General features: G+C 65.7%; 20 protein-coding genes and 1 pseudogene. 16 read left to right on the top strand and 5 right to left on the bottom strand.

Translation table 11 applies throughout. The features are described from left to right. Positions 1-166, bottom strand: a 166-nt coding sequence (locus ABZ911_RS39915; protein WP_358068774.1) for a winged helix-turn-helix domain-containing protein, incomplete at its 3' end; no start/stop codon positions are given. Positions 167-1,317: 1,151 nt separating this feature from the next. Here ABZ911_RS39915 and ABZ911_RS39910 point away from each other — a divergent pair. Together ABZ911_RS39910 and ABZ911_RS39905 are read left to right on the top strand one after the other, a co-directional pair. After that, positions 1,318-2,133: pseudogene (locus tag ABZ911_RS39910) on the top strand (IS5 family transposase). 286 nt (positions 2,134-2,419) lie between these two features. After that, a complete protein-coding gene (locus ABZ911_RS39905; protein WP_358068765.1) occupies positions 2,420-3,868 on the top strand; it encodes a PIN-like domain-containing protein in 1,449 nt (482 codons plus the stop codon). 233 nt (positions 3,869-4,101) lie between these two features. On the opposite strand, the gene ABZ911_RS39900 is transcribed toward ABZ911_RS39905, so the two are convergent. Next, positions 4,102-4,833 carry an XRE family transcriptional regulator gene (locus ABZ911_RS39900; RefSeq protein ID WP_358068762.1) on the bottom strand — a complete coding sequence of 244 codons (732 nt, stop codon included), beginning with the start codon at positions 4,831-4,833 and terminating at the stop codon, positions 4,102-4,104. 147 nt (positions 4,834-4,980) lie between these two features. Between ABZ911_RS39900 and ABZ911_RS39895 the strand changes: the two genes are divergently transcribed. The 3 genes from ABZ911_RS39895 (at position 4,981) to ABZ911_RS39885 (ending at position 6,424) form a co-directional block, all read left to right on the top strand. Next, on the top strand, positions 4,981-5,325 hold the full coding sequence (locus ABZ911_RS39895) for a hypothetical protein (RefSeq protein WP_358068760.1): 345 nt from the start codon (positions 4,981-4,983) through the stop codon (positions 5,323-5,325). A 12-nt stretch (positions 5,326-5,337) separates the two neighbouring features. Then, complete coding sequence (locus tag ABZ911_RS39890) at positions 5,338-5,790, top strand: GntR family transcriptional regulator (RefSeq protein WP_358068757.1); 453 nt, start codon at positions 5,338-5,340, stop codon at positions 5,788-5,790. A 151-nt stretch (positions 5,791-5,941) separates the two neighbouring features. Beyond that, complete coding sequence (locus ABZ911_RS39885; protein ID WP_358068754.1) at positions 5,942-6,424, top strand: HD domain-containing protein; 483 nt, start codon at positions 5,942-5,944, stop codon at positions 6,422-6,424. Here ABZ911_RS39885 and ABZ911_RS39880 read toward each other — a convergent pair. Both ABZ911_RS39880 and ABZ911_RS39875 read right to left on the bottom strand, forming a co-directional pair. Then, the gene (locus ABZ911_RS39880) at positions 6,392-6,868 is read right to left on the bottom strand and encodes an NUDIX domain-containing protein (RefSeq protein WP_358068750.1); all 477 of its coding nucleotides are present in this window, start codon (positions 6,866-6,868) and stop codon (positions 6,392-6,394) included. The two genes, ABZ911_RS39885 and ABZ911_RS39880, sit on opposite strands and share 33 nt — an antisense overlap. A gap of 2 nt (positions 6,869-6,870) precedes the next feature. Continuing rightward, positions 6,871-7,611, bottom strand: a complete 741-nt coding sequence (locus ABZ911_RS39875; RefSeq protein WP_358068748.1) for a helix-turn-helix transcriptional regulator — start codon at positions 7,609-7,611, stop codon at positions 6,871-6,873. A gap of 147 nt (positions 7,612-7,758) precedes the next feature. Between ABZ911_RS39875 and ABZ911_RS39870 the strand changes: the two genes are divergently transcribed. After that, positions 7,759-7,950 (top strand): hypothetical protein, encoded by a 192-nt coding sequence (locus ABZ911_RS39870; RefSeq protein WP_358068745.1) that lies wholly within the window; start codon positions 7,759-7,761, stop codon positions 7,948-7,950. Next, a complete protein-coding gene (locus ABZ911_RS39865) occupies positions 7,947-8,093 on the top strand; it encodes a hypothetical protein (protein ID WP_358068743.1) in 147 nt (48 codons plus the stop codon). Before ABZ911_RS39870 ends, ABZ911_RS39865 begins: the two co-directional genes overlap by 4 nt. Here ABZ911_RS39865 and ABZ911_RS39860 read toward each other — a convergent pair. Then, positions 8,068-8,415 carry a winged helix-turn-helix domain-containing protein gene (locus tag ABZ911_RS39860; protein WP_358068740.1) on the bottom strand — a complete coding sequence of 116 codons (348 nt, stop codon included), beginning with the start codon at positions 8,413-8,415 and terminating at the stop codon, positions 8,068-8,070. The two genes, ABZ911_RS39865 and ABZ911_RS39860, sit on opposite strands and share 26 nt — an antisense overlap. Before the next feature lie 100 nt (positions 8,416-8,515). Between ABZ911_RS39860 and ABZ911_RS39855 the strand changes: the two genes are divergently transcribed. From ABZ911_RS39855 to ABZ911_RS39815, 9 genes are all read left to right on the top strand, one after another. Continuing rightward, positions 8,516-8,845: a hypothetical protein gene (locus ABZ911_RS39855; RefSeq protein WP_358068737.1), complete on the top strand. Its 330-nt coding sequence runs from the start codon at positions 8,516-8,518 to the stop codon at positions 8,843-8,845. Further along, entirely contained in the window at positions 8,838-10,157 is a 1,320-nt protein-coding gene (locus ABZ911_RS39850) for an FtsK/SpoIIIE domain-containing protein (protein ID WP_358068734.1), read from the top strand. Before ABZ911_RS39855 ends, ABZ911_RS39850 begins: the two co-directional genes overlap by 8 nt. Positions 10,158-10,178: 21 nt before the next feature. Next, positions 10,179-10,781 (top strand): DUF2637 domain-containing protein, encoded by a 603-nt coding sequence (locus ABZ911_RS39845; protein ID WP_358068731.1) that lies wholly within the window; start codon positions 10,179-10,181, stop codon positions 10,779-10,781. 19 nt (positions 10,782-10,800) lie between these two features. Further along, positions 10,801-11,121 (top strand): hypothetical protein, encoded by a 321-nt coding sequence (locus ABZ911_RS39840; protein WP_358068728.1) that lies wholly within the window; start codon positions 10,801-10,803, stop codon positions 11,119-11,121. An 11-nt stretch (positions 11,122-11,132) separates the two neighbouring features. Next, positions 11,133-11,294 (top strand): DUF3970 family protein, encoded by a 162-nt coding sequence (locus ABZ911_RS39835; protein ID WP_358068726.1) that lies wholly within the window; start codon positions 11,133-11,135, stop codon positions 11,292-11,294. Continuing rightward, entirely contained in the window at positions 11,291-11,434 is a 144-nt protein-coding gene (locus tag ABZ911_RS39830) for a hypothetical protein (RefSeq protein ID WP_358068723.1), read from the top strand. The genes ABZ911_RS39835 and ABZ911_RS39830 overlap by 4 nt, the downstream gene beginning before the upstream one ends. 94 nt (positions 11,435-11,528) lie before the next feature. Then, positions 11,529-12,893 (top strand): replication initiator, encoded by a 1,365-nt coding sequence (locus tag ABZ911_RS39825; protein WP_358068721.1) that lies wholly within the window; start codon positions 11,529-11,531, stop codon positions 12,891-12,893. Beyond that, positions 12,890-13,075 carry a helix-turn-helix domain-containing protein gene (locus ABZ911_RS39820; protein WP_358068719.1) on the top strand — a complete coding sequence of 62 codons (186 nt, stop codon included), beginning with the start codon at positions 12,890-12,892 and terminating at the stop codon, positions 13,073-13,075. The genes ABZ911_RS39825 and ABZ911_RS39820 overlap by 4 nt, the downstream gene beginning before the upstream one ends. Beyond that, entirely contained in the window at positions 13,072-14,301 is a 1,230-nt protein-coding gene (locus tag ABZ911_RS39815; protein WP_358068716.1) for a tyrosine-type recombinase/integrase, read from the top strand. Before ABZ911_RS39820 ends, ABZ911_RS39815 begins: the two co-directional genes overlap by 4 nt. The last annotated feature ends 13 nt before the right edge of the window (positions 14,302-14,314 follow it).

The raw sequence follows: 14,314 nt of genomic DNA, 5'->3' as shown, positions 1-14,314 counted from the left end.
GCGGGGTGAACTCCACGCCGAACTCCCGTTTGATCAGCTCGGCCACCATCGCGCGGGTCCACAACCCGAAGTCGAATTGCAGTTGGCGGGGGTTGCGCCCGATGATCCAGCCACGCAATTGTGCCAGTTGCCGTTGGCTCAGTGCCGGTACGGGTCCTGGTGGCATTCTCACGGTCAGCGCGGCCGGTCCGCCTTCCTCACGGAGCTTGATCCAGCCGAATATTGTTGATCTGCCTACGCCGAGATGGCCGCGGCGTCATCGACGTGCATGCCGTTATCGATGGCGGTGAGGACGAGCATCCGGGTGTCTTGAAGGTCTCGCCGAGGGATTCGCTTACCCGACTCCTTGGTCACACTGAGAAATATTCCAGTTACTCAATATCGGCGCCCAGGAAACGACTCAACTGGTCCAGTAATCCAATTTCTCATCAGTAACTGCCGACCTTCATTTTTCAAGGGCTGAGTGGGAGCCAGATAGGCGAGGATCAAGGCTCGGTGGGCCAGCCTCGTAGCGGCTTGGCCCTGGCGCGCAATGCTTCGGCGGGACTCTCAGTGCAGAAGAGGAATCACCGCAACCCAAGCACTGAAAGCGGCGCGACAGCATGACCTTCCGCCTCTTAGGCGGACCAATCACCCTGGTCGGGTAGCGGAGACCGTGGTCAGAGGGTGGTGGACGGTAGTCGAAGTGAGCCCGTGTGTGGGGACGTTGCTGTCAGCGCTGCTGTCACCTCCGTTGGGACCGGCCAGATCGTTCTGCTCTGTAGGACCATGTCCTCATGTCAGTGAACCGCTCCGGGATCGGTGGAGGCGCTGGTCTGCCCCGGAGCGGTTCAGTACAGCATCCGCACGAGCAGCTTATAAGCCATGTGTCAACGGCCGAGTGCGTGCAGCCGACTACGAATTGATCTCTCCCGGCGGCGTCTGTCTCTTCGATCCGCAAGATCGTGTAGTTCGAGCCGGTCCGGCACGTCCCTGCCGGCACGTGGCCTCACATGGAGGCACGTCGATGGCGGTTGCTCCTCATACTGGGGTTAACGGCCCCGGGGCGTGCTGTACCGCTTGTGCTAAGACGTCCTCCGTCCTCGACGGCGGGGCTGCTCCGTTGGGCGTCAAGGACCGCCGAGGTAAATCACGGCATGGAAGTAGACGACCCTGCGCCGCTGGCACTCGGTGACCTTGGCGAGGAAGACCGTGCACATGGTCGCGAGCCTCCTTGAGTGCCAGGTCGCCGAGCTCGGACAGGTTCCGGCGCTAAGAGGTCCTAACAAAATGATCTAAGGGGCGTGTCCAGAGGCCCTCTGGATCGTTGATCTCTGCATGAAGAAGGGTGAGCAGTTGCCCTGGATCGTGCCGGACAGCCTATGGGAGCGCATCGAACCGCTGTTACCGAAGGGTGGAGCGGCGACAGCGTCATCCCGGCCGCAGACGGCTCGATGACCGGCTCGCCCTGCAGGGCATCTTGTTTGTGCTCTACACCGCGATCCCGTGGGAGTTCCTGCCCCAGGAGCTGGGCTTCGGCTCGGGTATGACCTGCTGGAGACGCCTGCGCGACTGGCACCAGGCCGGAGTGTGGGACAAGCTGCACCAGCTCCTGCTCGCCGAACTGCACGCCGGCGGCCAGCTCGACTGGTCCAAGGCGGTGATCGACAGCTCCCACGTCCGGGCGCTCAAGGGCGGCCCAAAACCGGCCCGAGCCCGGTCGACCGCGCCAAACCGGGCTCGAAACACCACGTCATCACCGACGGCCACGGCGTCCCCCTCTCCATCTCCCTGACCGGCGGCAACCGCAACGACGTCACCCAGCTCATGCCGCTGATCAAAGCGATCCCGCCGGTGCGGGGCCGAGTAGGGCGACCTCGCAAGCGACCCGACTGCCTATACGCCGACCGCGGCTACGACCACGACAAGTACCGCCGGTTGGTCTGGCACACCAGCATCAAACCCATCATCGCCCGCCGCGGCAGCCCACACGGCTCTGGCCTGGGCATCCACCGCTGGGTCGTGGAACGCACGATCGCGCTCCTGCACTGGTTTCGCCGCCTGCGCATCCGATGGGAGATCCGCGACGACATCCACGATGCCTTCATGACCCTCACTGCCGCCATCATCTGCTGGCGACGCCTATCCCGCTGATCATTCTGTTAGGAGTTCTAACTAAGTCGTCGGCGGACCGCTTCCGAAGCGCTGGGGGCCTGGCAGGCTGGCCCATCACGGTCTCGACCGACCCGTGCAGCATCCACGCATCACTCGGTAGCCAGCAGCTCAAGATGCTGGTATTCCGTCTCCCGGCTCATCACTTGAACCAGTTGGCCATGCGCGGTGCTCGTCCCGGTACAGGCAGAGCGTAGATCATCCGAATCCGGAAACTGGTGCACGAAAGAGGTGGCGCCCGGTCGTTGTCTGCGGAAGCCTGGATCATGTGAGCAAGGCACACCCGAAGAAGCCGGGCCTGTACGACGGCTTCGAGGGCTACCGGACCGCCAGCGAACGGGACCTTAAACATGTCCTCACGGACGGCCTCGTAGTACTCGATGCCAACGTCCTCCTTAATCTTTACCGCTACACCAGCAGCACCCGAGCTGACTTCATAGAGGTGCTTAACAAGATCGGGGACCAGCTATGGATTCCCCACCAAGCGCTCGACGAGTTCTGGCGGAACAGAGAAAACATAATCCGTGACCCTTCGAATGCCCGCGATACAATCAAACAACTGGAAGCAAAACTGAACGATTCGTTGGGCATCATAAGAGGCTGGTCGAAGCGAATCGCGCTCACTGACTCCGTGGCTGCCGAACTGGCTAACAAACTTGATAGCGCTTTCGTCGACGTCACCGCAACGATCAAGCAAGTCGCTGACCGGGAATCTTCTGAGCTGTCGCGAGCCACCCACGAGGACCCGGTCGTGAACGATCTAGAGCGGCTCATCGCGGGTAGGCGAGGCGAGTCCTTTCCCGACGAAGTCAGAGCAGAGCTGATCCAGCAGGCGATGGAACGAATGGAAAATTCAATCCCGCCGGGCTTTAAGGACAAGAATAAAGCCAAGGGCGACGAAGGTGTGGCCAGGGCTGCCGGTGACTACTTGCTATGGGTGCAGGTCATCGAAGAGGTAAAAGCCCGCAAGGTCGATGTTCTCCTGGTTACCGGAGATGTCAAAGAAGACTGGTGGAGAAAGGAAGAGGGGGAGATTCGCGGCCCTCGTCTCGAACTTGTCCAGGAGATGAAGCTGCTCACTGGCCGCCAGCTTCTGATGTTACGGCCTGAGAGTCTACTCCTGCACGCTAAAAAACTTCTCGCCATCGAGGTCAGCGATACCTCTGTCCAGGACATCAACCGCGTTGGCGAGTACCTCGTCAAGGAGAACAGCGAAGACTGGCAGGAGGGCGAGACTGAGGACGCCATCGACTCCCCCAAAGGTCCCGGTGATCGGTACCTTCTCGATAAGCTGCCTGAAGGCCGCAGCGGTGACTACCTGGAGATAGTTATCGATATGGCCACCCTTGTGCAAGATTCATCGGACCTCGACGCCTACCTTGACGCTTTCCAGGAACGCTTCCCCAGCATCACACTTCGTAGTGTCGCGCGTCGGCGCATGCGCGTCCTTGTCTCCCTCGGCTTGGCCGATATACAGGGTAGACAAGTCAGGCTGACCGATCTCGGAGAGAGATTCACTCGCGAGAGGTCTATCTCCATCATTCAACAGAGCCTCATCGACCGCATCGCTGGCGCGGCCGAGATTGTCGATCTTGCCAAACAGCACGATCCCGAAAAGGTTCGCTCCCTTCTCCTTGCGATGCCGCCTGCGAGCCTCAGCGCAACTCAAGCTAAACTCGTCTACCGCTGGCTTCAAAAATTCGACATGATCCAATAGCTTAACAAGCAACTATCGGGGCCTCATTGGCTTCGAAAGGATGTGGGTGCCCCTCGTGGACGAGTGCGTGGGGCGGTGCCGGTCGCGACCGGCCGGAGAGCCGCAGCGCGGCCGGTGTCCGTCCCTGCGCACGGCGGCCCGCAAAGCGGGTCGCCCTTGATGACGTACGGATATTTGGCTTTCTGATCTTGATGTGGTCGCGGTCTGGTCTCGGCTGAGCTGGTGCGGTCTGTTTAGGTCGGGTTCTTGTAGTGCTTGGCGGTTGCCCAGACGTTTTCGAAGCTGGTCAGGTAGGTGGCCGCTGCCGCGTGTGGCTCGGCGGCTCGCAGGTGGATGACAGGGGCCTGGGTTGCGAGTGTGCCGTAGGCGTGGGTGTTGATGAGGATGTCGTCGTCTGCGCGGTAGATCGAGTTGTAGAGCACGGTCTGGTGGAGCCGGACTTCTGCCTGGTCGATCCCGATGAGAGGGCGATACAGGGCGAGGGCGTTTCTGACTCGGGCGGCCATGACGGTGGGGCCGATGGCCTCGTCGATGCCCCGGGCTGCTACCTCGGGGGCCTGCGCGTCGCCCAGAAGGATGCGTACGCGCACGCCCGCGTGAGCCTGTTGCGCCAGGAGGCGGATGATGCCGGTGTCTTCGGCGAGGAACAGACCGCTATAGGTGAGGATGCCGATCTCGCGTGTTGCCGATTGGAAGAGGTGTCGCCAGGCGGCTTGTGGGACGGCCCAGCGGTGCGGGTAGACGGCCTGTACCTCGCCGGAGATCGCGCGGCGCCTCTGGGCGTCGGGCCACAGGTCGGCCTCGTCGATGTGGAGGAGGTCGGCGACGGCCCAGCGGTGACGTGGGTGCGGGATGCGGCCGTTGAGCCAGCGCTGCACGGTCTTGGGGTCGACGGCGAGATGCGCGGCGACGTCTACGGGCTGGAGGCGGGCGTTGATGAGTGCGTGGCGAAGGTTGTCATTCATGTGTCGCACCTCGCGTTGGATCTGGTGTCCTGCCAGGGAAGCTAACACGAGACGTCCCTAGACGTCCCTGAATTGCGGTGTGAAGGTTCCACGCCGCAGGCGAGTCTCGACGTACACAAGCCGTGACGGCGAAGGGACAGCCCGGTCATGAAGAGCATCAAGGAACGCCAGCGCGCCTGCCAGGAGACGTTGCTGGCAGCGCTGCGGAACGCATTGGCAGAACGGCAGGTGCCTGCCGCGTTCCTCATCGAGGACGACGGGCGTCCAGGCGTGGAAGTGCTCGACCAAGCGGGCCGGCCCCGTCGGGTCTATGTCCACCTCCAGTTCCGCTGGTTCCACTGGGGCGACCAGCCGGACGAACGAGTCTCCTGCATGCAGTTCCTCCGTGCTGTCGAGCGAATCCAGCGAGCCGCCCAGATGGGTTGGCGCGAGGAGGAGCAAGGAGAACTCAGCTTCAGCCTGCACAAGATCGCCGACGCGTACCGGTTCTGAGATCACTCGACGGTGAGCACGTGGCTGACCGGTTGGCGGGTCTTCACGCAGATCGTCGACCGGCTTCGAGGACGGATCGAGATGATCATGTACCCGGCGGGGTCGATGTTGCCATCAGAGGCGGCACTGTGCGCGGAATTCGGGGTCGCGCGCAACACGGTACGGCGAGCGCTGGCCGTGCTGGAGGACGAAGGATTGATCCTGACGATCCCCGCCAAGGGCCGCCTGGTCCTGGGCGGGAACAAGCCGGGAGACGAGCCGTACCTCTATCAGGCGATCGCCCGTGACCTGCGCGAGCAGATCGAACGCGGTGACCTGCCGCCTGGCGGTGCCGTGCCCAGCGAAGCACAGCTGCGCCGATGTCACGGCGTGTCGCGTAGTACGGCCCGCCAGGCGCTTGCCGTACTGGAGCGTGAGGGACTGATCGTGGCCGAGCACGGCAAGGGCCGGTTCGTACGCGAGTGAGACGTCCTGAGACGTCCGGGCCAACGCTCTGGTTCGATCACGGCATCACCCGCCTATCGTGAACAACATGGGACAAGCCGAGTGGGCTCATGACCTCGCCAAAGGCCTGTTGGAGACGACACTGCCCCGGCGCTGGGCGCACACCCAAGGGGTGGCCGCCCGCGCGATGTCGCTGACCTCCATCCTCGGCAATGAGGCCGACACCCTGATCGCCGCGGCCTACCTGCACGACATCGGTTACGCCCCCGATCTCACCGATACCGGCTTTCACCCTCTCGACGGCGCACGGTATCTGCGTGATGTCGTCAAGGCCGATGACACGCTGTGCCGCCTGGTCGCGCATCACTCCTGCGCGGTCAACGAAGCGCTCAACCGCAACCTCTTCGACGCGCTGACGAGCGAGTTCGACGAGGAACGCCCGGAGCTGGTCGAGGCGCTGACCTACTGCGACATGTCCACCGGCCCGGACGGCACCCACCTCGACGTCACCGAGCGCCTGGCCGAGATCCATTCACGCTACGGCCCCGAACACCTGGTCTCCCGCTCCATCACGGCCTCAACGCCGTGCATCCTGGCCGCCGTCAAGGCTGTCGAGGCAGCGCTATCCGATGTACGGCAGGCCAGTTCCGGCTAGGTAGTGCTCGATTCGCATCCGCATCGACCGGTCCATCTGCAAGGACGTGACCTGTCCGCGGGGCACCCATCGGACTTCGCGCGATTCGCTGCTCGGCGTGGGCTCCCCGCTGACGGCCCGCGCGGTCAGGACGAGGGAGAACTCTTGGCGGGCCTCGCCGTTGCTGGTGTAGAGGAGCACGTGCCGGGGGTCGCTGTAGGTTCCGACGAGCCCGGTGATCTCACAGACGATGCCGGTCTCCTCGACGGTCTCCCGTACGGCTGCCGCCGGAATCGACTCACCCAGATCGATGGCCCCACCCGGTACGGCCCAGTTGCCGTTGTCGCTGCGCCGGATCATCAACAGGTCCCCGGCCTCGTTGGTGACCACCACGTTCACCGAGGGAACGAGGCTGTTGGCCTTGGGCGCGGCGGGGTCGTCGAAGTAGTCGATGCGGCGGCTCATGCTCAGGACCCTACGGGTACAGCCCCGGCCCACACGCGCTCGAAACTCTCGGTGTAGGTGTTGACCATGTCGCCGCCGTGCACCCTGCGCACGTGGAAGACGGGCGCGTTCCCGGCGGGCACGCCGTACACGTGGGTGTTGACGAGTAGGTGGTCGTCGGCGCGGTAGATCGAGTTGTACAGCACCGTGCGATGCAAGCGGATCTCGACGTTCTCCCGCCCCAGCAAGGGACGGTAGAGCACCAGCACATTGCGGATCTTGGCGGCCATCCCGTCGCCGATCTCCTCATCCGCTCCCCGCTGCGCCACCTCGGCGCAATCCGGGTCGCCGAGCAGGATCCGGACCCGTACCCCCGCGCCGGCCTTTTCGCCGAGCATGCGCACCATGCCCGCGTCGTCGGCCAGGAAGAGCCCGCTGTAGACGAGGACGCCGATCTCCTGCGACGCCTCGGCGAACAGACGTCCCCACGCGTCCCGGGGCACTGCCCAGCGGTGCGGGTAGACGCGGACAAGTTCGCTCTCGGACGCGGACGCCACCTGATCGCGCGTCAACGCCTCCGGCCACAGGTACATCTCATCCGCGCCCAGGTAGGAAGCCACCGCAAAGCGATGCTTTCGGTACGGCTCACGCCCCTTGGTGATCCACCGCTCGACCGTCTTGGGGTCAACCTCGATCGCGTTCGCCAGATCGCCGATGCTCACGCCCTTCTCCAGAAGGGCGGCGCGTAGCCGTTCGTTCGCCATCTCACCTGCTCCGGGGGACGTCCGGGGACTCCGCCATCGTAGGCCGGACGTCTTGAACATGTCCCGTCGTGTAGTGATCTCGTCCTGACTCTCCGTCGCATCCTCGGTCTGCAAGCAAGAACCCGGACCGAAAGGAGAGGTGATCACATGACCGAGGAGATCTACCCGGCCCCCGCCTGCGAGTGCGGCGCACCGCTGAACGAGGGGCAGGCCCGCTGCCGCAAGTGCCTGGCCCGTGATCGCTGGCTCAAGAAGCAGGCGGGTAAGCGGCGCGGCGAGACCCGGCGCCCTCCTCGCGGCCCGCAGAGCGGCGGCAAGGCTGGGGTGGTCTGGTCATGATCGCGCTCATCATCGCCGCGATCCTCGGCCTGGCCGTACTCGTCGGTTTCGCGCTGATCGTCGTGAGCATCCACCGCGCTGACAGGGCGATGAGCTCGGATGTACGCGCCCGGATGGCTACGAGGGGCGTTCAGTGGACGTAGAAAGCTGCTCCTCGACCTGCGACAGCCGTACCGACAGCTCCTGTACGGCAGAGCGTAGTTCGGCCACCTCGCCCGCCAGATCCTCTGCCGGCTCCCCGGCGTCGCGGACGAAGACGCCCTTGCCCTGCTGGCCGATCACCAAGCCCTCGTTGCGCAGGATGCCGACGGCCATCTTCACCAGCGACAGCGACGCGTCGTACTGCTCGGCGAGTTGCTTGGTGGAAGGCAGTGGGGTTCCAGGCGCGAGGGCGCCGCCGCGGATCTGCGCGCGCAGATCGTCGGCGATCTGGAGGTAGCCGGGCCGCCCGGTGTGCTTGACCATCGCCTCACATCTCACCACACCAAGACAGCCACGCCAACATTGACAACTGAGCCAACTAGGTTAACTATGTTGGCTACGACGAATAAGGAGGTCACAGCCCATGCGTTCCGTCCCCATTCCTGTGGATGTCAGCAAGCTCACCATCACCTGCGTCAAGGCCCCGGCTCCCCGCGTGCTTAACCGCGACACCGGCGAGATCAAGACCGACAAGAACGGCAACACCGTCTACGAGGTCACCGTGTCGGTAGAAGACGAGTTCGGCCGGATCGAACTCGTCAAGATCGGCATTGCCGGGGAACCGCCCATCAGAGCCGGAGACCCGGTCAACGCCGTCGGCCTGCTCGGCTACGTGTGGGAGATCGCCGGACGGTGGGGGATCGCCTACCGCGCCTCGGCGCTGCTCCCTGCCCGGGAGGCCGCCGATGCCTGACCTGCTGCCCCTGCTCGCAGCCCTGGCCGCAACCGCGGTCGGGCTGTGGGCCTGGCGCCGCTTCCACCACCCGTCCTTCTGGCTCGCCATCGGCTTCCCGCTCACCGCCCTTTCTGTACGCGCGTCCTGGCGGCGAGTCGCGCTCGGCTGCGGCCTCACCAAGAAGCGCCAACGCTGGTGGTTCACCCTCACCCCCGGCGCGGTCGCCTCCACCGGCATGGTCAAGGTCCGGCGCCGTTTCCAACGGGTCGCCGTCGACACCAAGCCGTTCATGTGGCTGCCGCTGCCGACGCGCTACGGCTGGCGTGTCACCCTCTGGACCCTTGAGGGGCAGATCCCCGGCGACTACGCCGACGCCGCCGAACGTCTCGCCCACTCCTGGGGCGTGCACGCGGTCCGGGTCTCCTCACCTCGACCTGGCCGGGTGGTGCTCATGGCGACCATGCGCGACCCACTGGTCAGCATCGACCAACTCCCAGCCTCGCCCGACCTGCTCAAGGTCACCGTCGGCAGGCTGGAGACCGGTAAGCCCTGGGTCGTCGACTTCCGCACCGTGCCGCACTGGCTCAACGCCGGGGCCACGCAGTCCGGCAAGTCCAACCTCGCCAACGCCCTGATCGTCGGCCTGGCCCCTCAGCCGGTGGCGCTGGTCGGCTTCGACCTCAAGGGCGGGGTCGAGTTCACTCCCTACGCGCCTCGGCTCTCAGCTCTGGCCACCTCCCGCGCCGAATCCGTCGACCTGCTGACGGACCTGGTCGGCCTCATGATCGACCGAATGGGGCTGTGCCGCCAGGCGTCCGCCCGCAACCTCTGGCAGCTCCCGCCCGCCCTTCGCCCGGTTCCCGTCGTGGTCCTGGTCGACGAGCTGGCCGAGCTGTACCTGATGGCCGACAAGAGCGAGAAAGACGAGATCGCCCGCACCTCGACCGGCCTCCTGCGGATCGCGCAGCTCGGCAGAGCCTTCGGCATCTACCTGTTCTGCTGCGGCCAGCGCATCGGCTCAGACCTCGGCCCCGGCGTCACCGCGCTCCGAGCGCAGTGCTCGGGCCGGATCTGCCACCGGGTCAACGACCCCGAAACCGCGACCATGACCCTCGGCGACCTCGACCCGGCGGCACTTGCCTCGGCCCGCACGATCGCCGCCGAGACACCAGGAGTCGCGATCGTCGCCTCCTCCGATGGCCAGTGGTATCGAGCCCGCTCCTTCTACGTCAGCGAGCAGACCGCCGAACACGCCGCTCGCGCCCACGCCCACCTCACCCCGCCCTGGGACGAGATCACCGCCCACCTCCCTCAGCCCATCAACGCCTGAACCACGAAAGGGGGTGCAACGATGCGACGCTTCGCCTGCTGGCTGCTCGACACCGGCCCGGTCCTCGTCCTGGCCGTCATCGCGGGTGCCGGATCGTTCACCCACATCCGCGACACCGCCGCTGACCACGGCCAAACCGGCTGGATGTCCTGGGCGGTCGCCGTCTGCATCGACCTCACCTGCGTCATGGCCGCCCGCGAACGCCAACGCGACAAGAAGACCGGCCGTCCCCGCCGTGGCTGGATGTCCTGGCCCGTCCTCGTCCTGGCCGGCGGCGTCGTCCTCTCTCTGGCCGCCAACCTCGCCCAAGCCGACCCGACCGTGTGGGGCTGGATCACCGCCGCCACCCCAGCGGGCGCGTTCCTGATCGCCGTCTCCATGCTCGAACGCCGCGCGGGCCTTCCCGCCCCGGTTCCCGTCCCGGACTTCGTCCCCGTCCCGCAGACCGAGGACGAACCAGTAGACGGCGGCCCCGCCCCGGCCCTGCTCGACTACGCCCGCCGCGTCGCCGACGAACACCACACCAAGCACGGCAAACCCATCACCCGCGACGCCCTCCGCTCCCGCCTGGGCGTCTCCAACCAACTCGCCGCCGACCTACTCCACACCCTGCGCACCGCCTGACCAGAAAGGGGAACCAACGATGATCAACCGAACCGCCCTCATCACCGGCCTGCGCGACCTGGCCGCCTTCCTGGAGGCCAACCCGGACCTCCCCGTCCCGCGCGGCGCCACCGTCCACCACTTCCCTCGCCGAGTCAACGACGTCGACCTCTGCGCCGAAGTCGACCAGATCGCCGCCCACCTCGGCACGGTCGTCGACGCCGAGGAGATCCCACACGGCCACTACTCCACGTCGATCCACTTCGGCCCGGTCGAGTACAAGGCCGTAGCCATCCTGTCCGACGCCCGCGCCCGCTACGCAGCTCACGACAGCTACCACGGCTGCATCCAGCCCGAATAGGAGACCCGATCATGCGAATCCGCCTCGACGGCACCCGCGCCGAAATCGTCGACGCCCTGTTCCGGCTCCGCCTGAACTTCACCGTCCGCGGCGTCTCCCGCGCCTACCCCGACCGCGCCAAACCCCACGCCTGGCGGGTCTACGTCAACACCCTGCCACGCGAACGGAGGTGACCACCGTGACCCGCTACGCCTGCTGCACCTGCGGCGGGACCGGCCTCGACCTCGACCGTGAGACCTGCCGCGACTGCGACGGTACCGGCATCGACAACCACGGCGCGCAGTACCCCCGGGACCTGCAAGCAGTCCCTTAAGAGCAGCGCCCCCGGCCTGGCCGCACATCCGCCAAGACACACGCCAGGTCGGGGGCCATCCCTTCACCCGAACGAGCGAAAGGAGGACTCCATCTTGCCCGCAAACACCACACATCCGCACGCCATCACGGGCCTGATCACCCGACTCAACGCCCCCGACTACGACCGCTGGGCCGCCCAGATCCGCGCCACCGCAGGATGCCGACAGCCCATCCACCTGCGCGGCAAGGTCGAACACTACGACGCCGCCACCGGCGCACTGCTCCACCGCTACACCACCCGCAACGAGCCTGACGGCGTTCTCCGCCTGCCCTGCAAGACCCGCCGCGCCTCCCGCTGCCCGGCCTGCGCCGAGACCTACCGCGCCGACACCTACCACCTCATCCGAGCGGGCCTCATCGGCGGCAAAGGCGTCCCCGACACCGTCACCACCCACCCCACGCTCTTCGTCACCCTGACCGCCCCATCCTTCGGCAAGGTCCACGCCCGCAAGGAGAAGAACGGCAAGACCCTGCCCTGCCACCCTCGCCGCGACGCCAAGACCTGCCCGCACGGCAAGGTCATGTCCTGCACGGACAAGCACCACAAGGACGATCCCCGCCTCGGCGAACCGCTGTGCCCCGACTGCTACGACTACACCGGCTCAGTCCTGTTCAACGCCCTGGCCCCACTGCTGTGGAAACGCCTCGCCGACTCCCTCCGCCGCCACCTGGCCAAACTCGGCGGCCTGACCCTTCGCGAACTCCGCGACCACCTCACCGTCTCCTTCGCCAAAGTCGCCGAATACCAACGACGCGGCGTCGTCCACTTCCACGCCATCATCCGCCTCGACGGACCCGGCGGCCCCGCCCTACCCCCACCAACCTGGGCAACGGCCGACGCCTTGGCGCAAGCCGTACAACACGCCGCCCGTGTCGTAAGCGCCCTCGTCCCCGCCCTCGACGAGCAGCCCGCCCGCCTCTTCAAGTGGGGCCAACAGCTCGACATCCGCCCCATCACCCTCAACGGCGACCTCACCGAACAAGCCGTCGCCGGCTACATCGCCAAGTACGCCACCAAGGCCGCCGAATGCGTCGGCACCCTCGACCGCCGCATCAACCCTCTCGACAACCTCGACGCCTTCAACCTGCGCGAGCACCCCAAGCGCCTCATTCGCGAATGCCTCCGCCTCGGAGCACTCGACGAACTCCAGAACCTCCGCCTCGCCCAGTGGGCCCACATGCTCGGCTTCCGCGGCCACTTCTCCACCCGATCCCGCAACTACTCCACCACCCTTGGCGCACTCCGAGCCGACCGCGAAGACCACGCCCGCGACCACGAGATCACCACCGGACGCCTCCCACTCTTCGACGAGGACACCGTCCTCGTGATCAGCGAATGGACCTACGCGGGCAAGGGCCACTCAGCCGGTGATCAGCTCTTGGCCGCAGCCATCACCGGCACCAGGAGCCGCCCATGACCCGGCTCCTCCTCACCGTGCCTGAAGCCGCCGAAGCCCTGGCCATCTCCCGCAGCAAGCTCTACGAACTGCTCACCTCCGGCGCGGTCACCTCGCTCCGCATCGACGGCTCCCGCCGCATCCCCGTCACCGCCCTGACCGACTACATCACCCGCCTGACCACGAAGGAGGACGCAGCATGACCAAGACTCTTGTTGGCACCCCTGACGACCAGCCTCGTAAGAAGAAGGCCACTCCCAAGCTGCGAGATGGCGTGATCAAGCGCGGCAACACCTGGTACTACGTCATCCGCGTTAAGGACCCCGAGACTGGCCTGAGCAAACCCCGCTGGGTGGGCGGCTTCGCCACGGCCGACGAGGCCAAGGAAGCTCGTGACGAGGGACGTGTTCAGGCCCGGCGCGGTGAGTACGTCGACCGCAACGAGATCACCGTCGCCGAATTCCTCGACATCTGGATCGAGGATCACTCGATGGAGGTCAGGCCGGGCACCCTGGAGGACTACCGCGCGGGGATCCGCCTCTACATCACGCCGTTCATCGGCAAGATGCGCCTCCAGGCGGTACGGCCCGCCACGATCACCAAGCTGTACCGGGACCTGCTCACCAAGGGCAGCAAGAGCGGCAAGCCGCTGAAGGTCTCCACCGTCACGCACACCCACGCGATCCTCCGCCGCGCCTTCCGCGACGCCGTCCTCGTCCACGAGTACATCAGCAGCTCACCAGTCGAGAAGGCCAAGCGTCCTCGCGCCGAGATCAAGGCTCCTGGAACGGTCTGGACCGCTGGCCAACTCCGCACCTTCCTGACCGTGGCCAAGGAACACCGACTCTTCGCCTTCCTCCACCTGGCTGCCTACACCGGCGCCCGCCGTGGCGAGCTGCTCAACCTCCGCTGGTCAGACATCGACCTCGATGGCAAGCAGATCACCATCAGCGGCTCTGTGGGCGTCGTCGAGGGGCAGCGCCTGGAGGGCTCCACCAAGAGCGGCAGAACCCGCATCGTCACCATCGACGACACCACCGTGAATGTGGTCAAGGACCACCAGAAGGCCCAGCAAGCCGAGAAAGACCGCCTGGGCGACGACTGGCAGGGCGAGGACGATGACCACGTCTTCCTGACCGCCTGGGGCGGCCCCATCTACCCGACCACGGTCACGAACCTGCCCCGCAAGCTGATCGAGACCCACAACAAGACCGCCGCCGACAAGCTCCCGATCATCCGTCTACACGACCTGCGCCACCTGCACGCGACCATGCTGCTCCTGGCGGGCGTCCCCGTTCACGTAGTCGCGGCCCGCCTCGGACACGCCGATCCCGCGATCACCCTGCGCGTCTACGCCCACGTAATCCGCTCGGCAGAAACCGCGGCCGCCGACATCTTCGCGAAGGCCGTCTATCCAGCGTCACCTTGATACGTTCTCTAGC

The organism is Nonomuraea sp. NPDC046570, assembly GCF_040645915.1.
Taxonomy (GTDB): Bacteria; Actinomycetota; Actinomycetes; order Streptosporangiales; family Streptosporangiaceae; genus Nonomuraea.
The sequence above is the reverse complement of the archived record's forward strand: the minus strand, read 5'-3'. Positions and strand labels throughout refer to the sequence as shown.

Bases quoted from the DNA above. Each gene is read 5' to 3' on its own strand.
- ABZ911_RS39900 (WP_358068762.1), bottom strand. From the start codon at position 4,833: ATGAATGACAACCTTCGCCACGCACTCATCAACGCCCGCCTCCAGCCC.
- ABZ911_RS39895 (WP_358068760.1), top strand. From the start codon at position 4,981: ATGAAGAGCATCAAGGAACGCCAGCGCGCCTGCCAGGAGACGTTGCTG.
- ABZ911_RS39880 (WP_358068750.1), bottom strand. From the start codon at position 6,868: ATGAGCCGCCGCATCGACTACTTCGACGACCCCGCCGCGCCCAAGGCC.
- ABZ911_RS39875 (WP_358068748.1), bottom strand. From the start codon at position 7,611: ATGGCGAACGAACGGCTACGCGCCGCCCTTCTGGAGAAGGGCGTGAGC.
- ABZ911_RS39870 (WP_358068745.1), top strand. From the start codon at position 7,759: ATGACCGAGGAGATCTACCCGGCCCCCGCCTGCGAGTGCGGCGCACCG.
- ABZ911_RS39865 (WP_358068743.1), top strand. From the start codon at position 7,947: ATGATCGCGCTCATCATCGCCGCGATCCTCGGCCTGGCCGTACTCGTC.
- ABZ911_RS39860 (WP_358068740.1), bottom strand. From the start codon at position 8,415: ATGGTCAAGCACACCGGGCGGCCCGGCTACCTCCAGATCGCCGACGAT.
- ABZ911_RS39855 (WP_358068737.1), top strand. From the start codon at position 8,516: ATGCGTTCCGTCCCCATTCCTGTGGATGTCAGCAAGCTCACCATCACC.
- ABZ911_RS39850 (WP_358068734.1), top strand. From the start codon at position 8,838: ATGCCTGACCTGCTGCCCCTGCTCGCAGCCCTGGCCGCAACCGCGGTC.
- ABZ911_RS39845 (WP_358068731.1), top strand. From the start codon at position 10,179: ATGCGACGCTTCGCCTGCTGGCTGCTCGACACCGGCCCGGTCCTCGTC.
- ABZ911_RS39840 (WP_358068728.1), top strand. From the start codon at position 10,801: ATGATCAACCGAACCGCCCTCATCACCGGCCTGCGCGACCTGGCCGCC.
- ABZ911_RS39835 (WP_358068726.1), top strand. From the start codon at position 11,133: ATGCGAATCCGCCTCGACGGCACCCGCGCCGAAATCGTCGACGCCCTG.
- ABZ911_RS39820 (WP_358068719.1), top strand. From the start codon at position 12,890: ATGACCCGGCTCCTCCTCACCGTGCCTGAAGCCGCCGAAGCCCTGGCC.
- ABZ911_RS39815 (WP_358068716.1), top strand. From the start codon at position 13,072: ATGACCAAGACTCTTGTTGGCACCCCTGACGACCAGCCTCGTAAGAAG.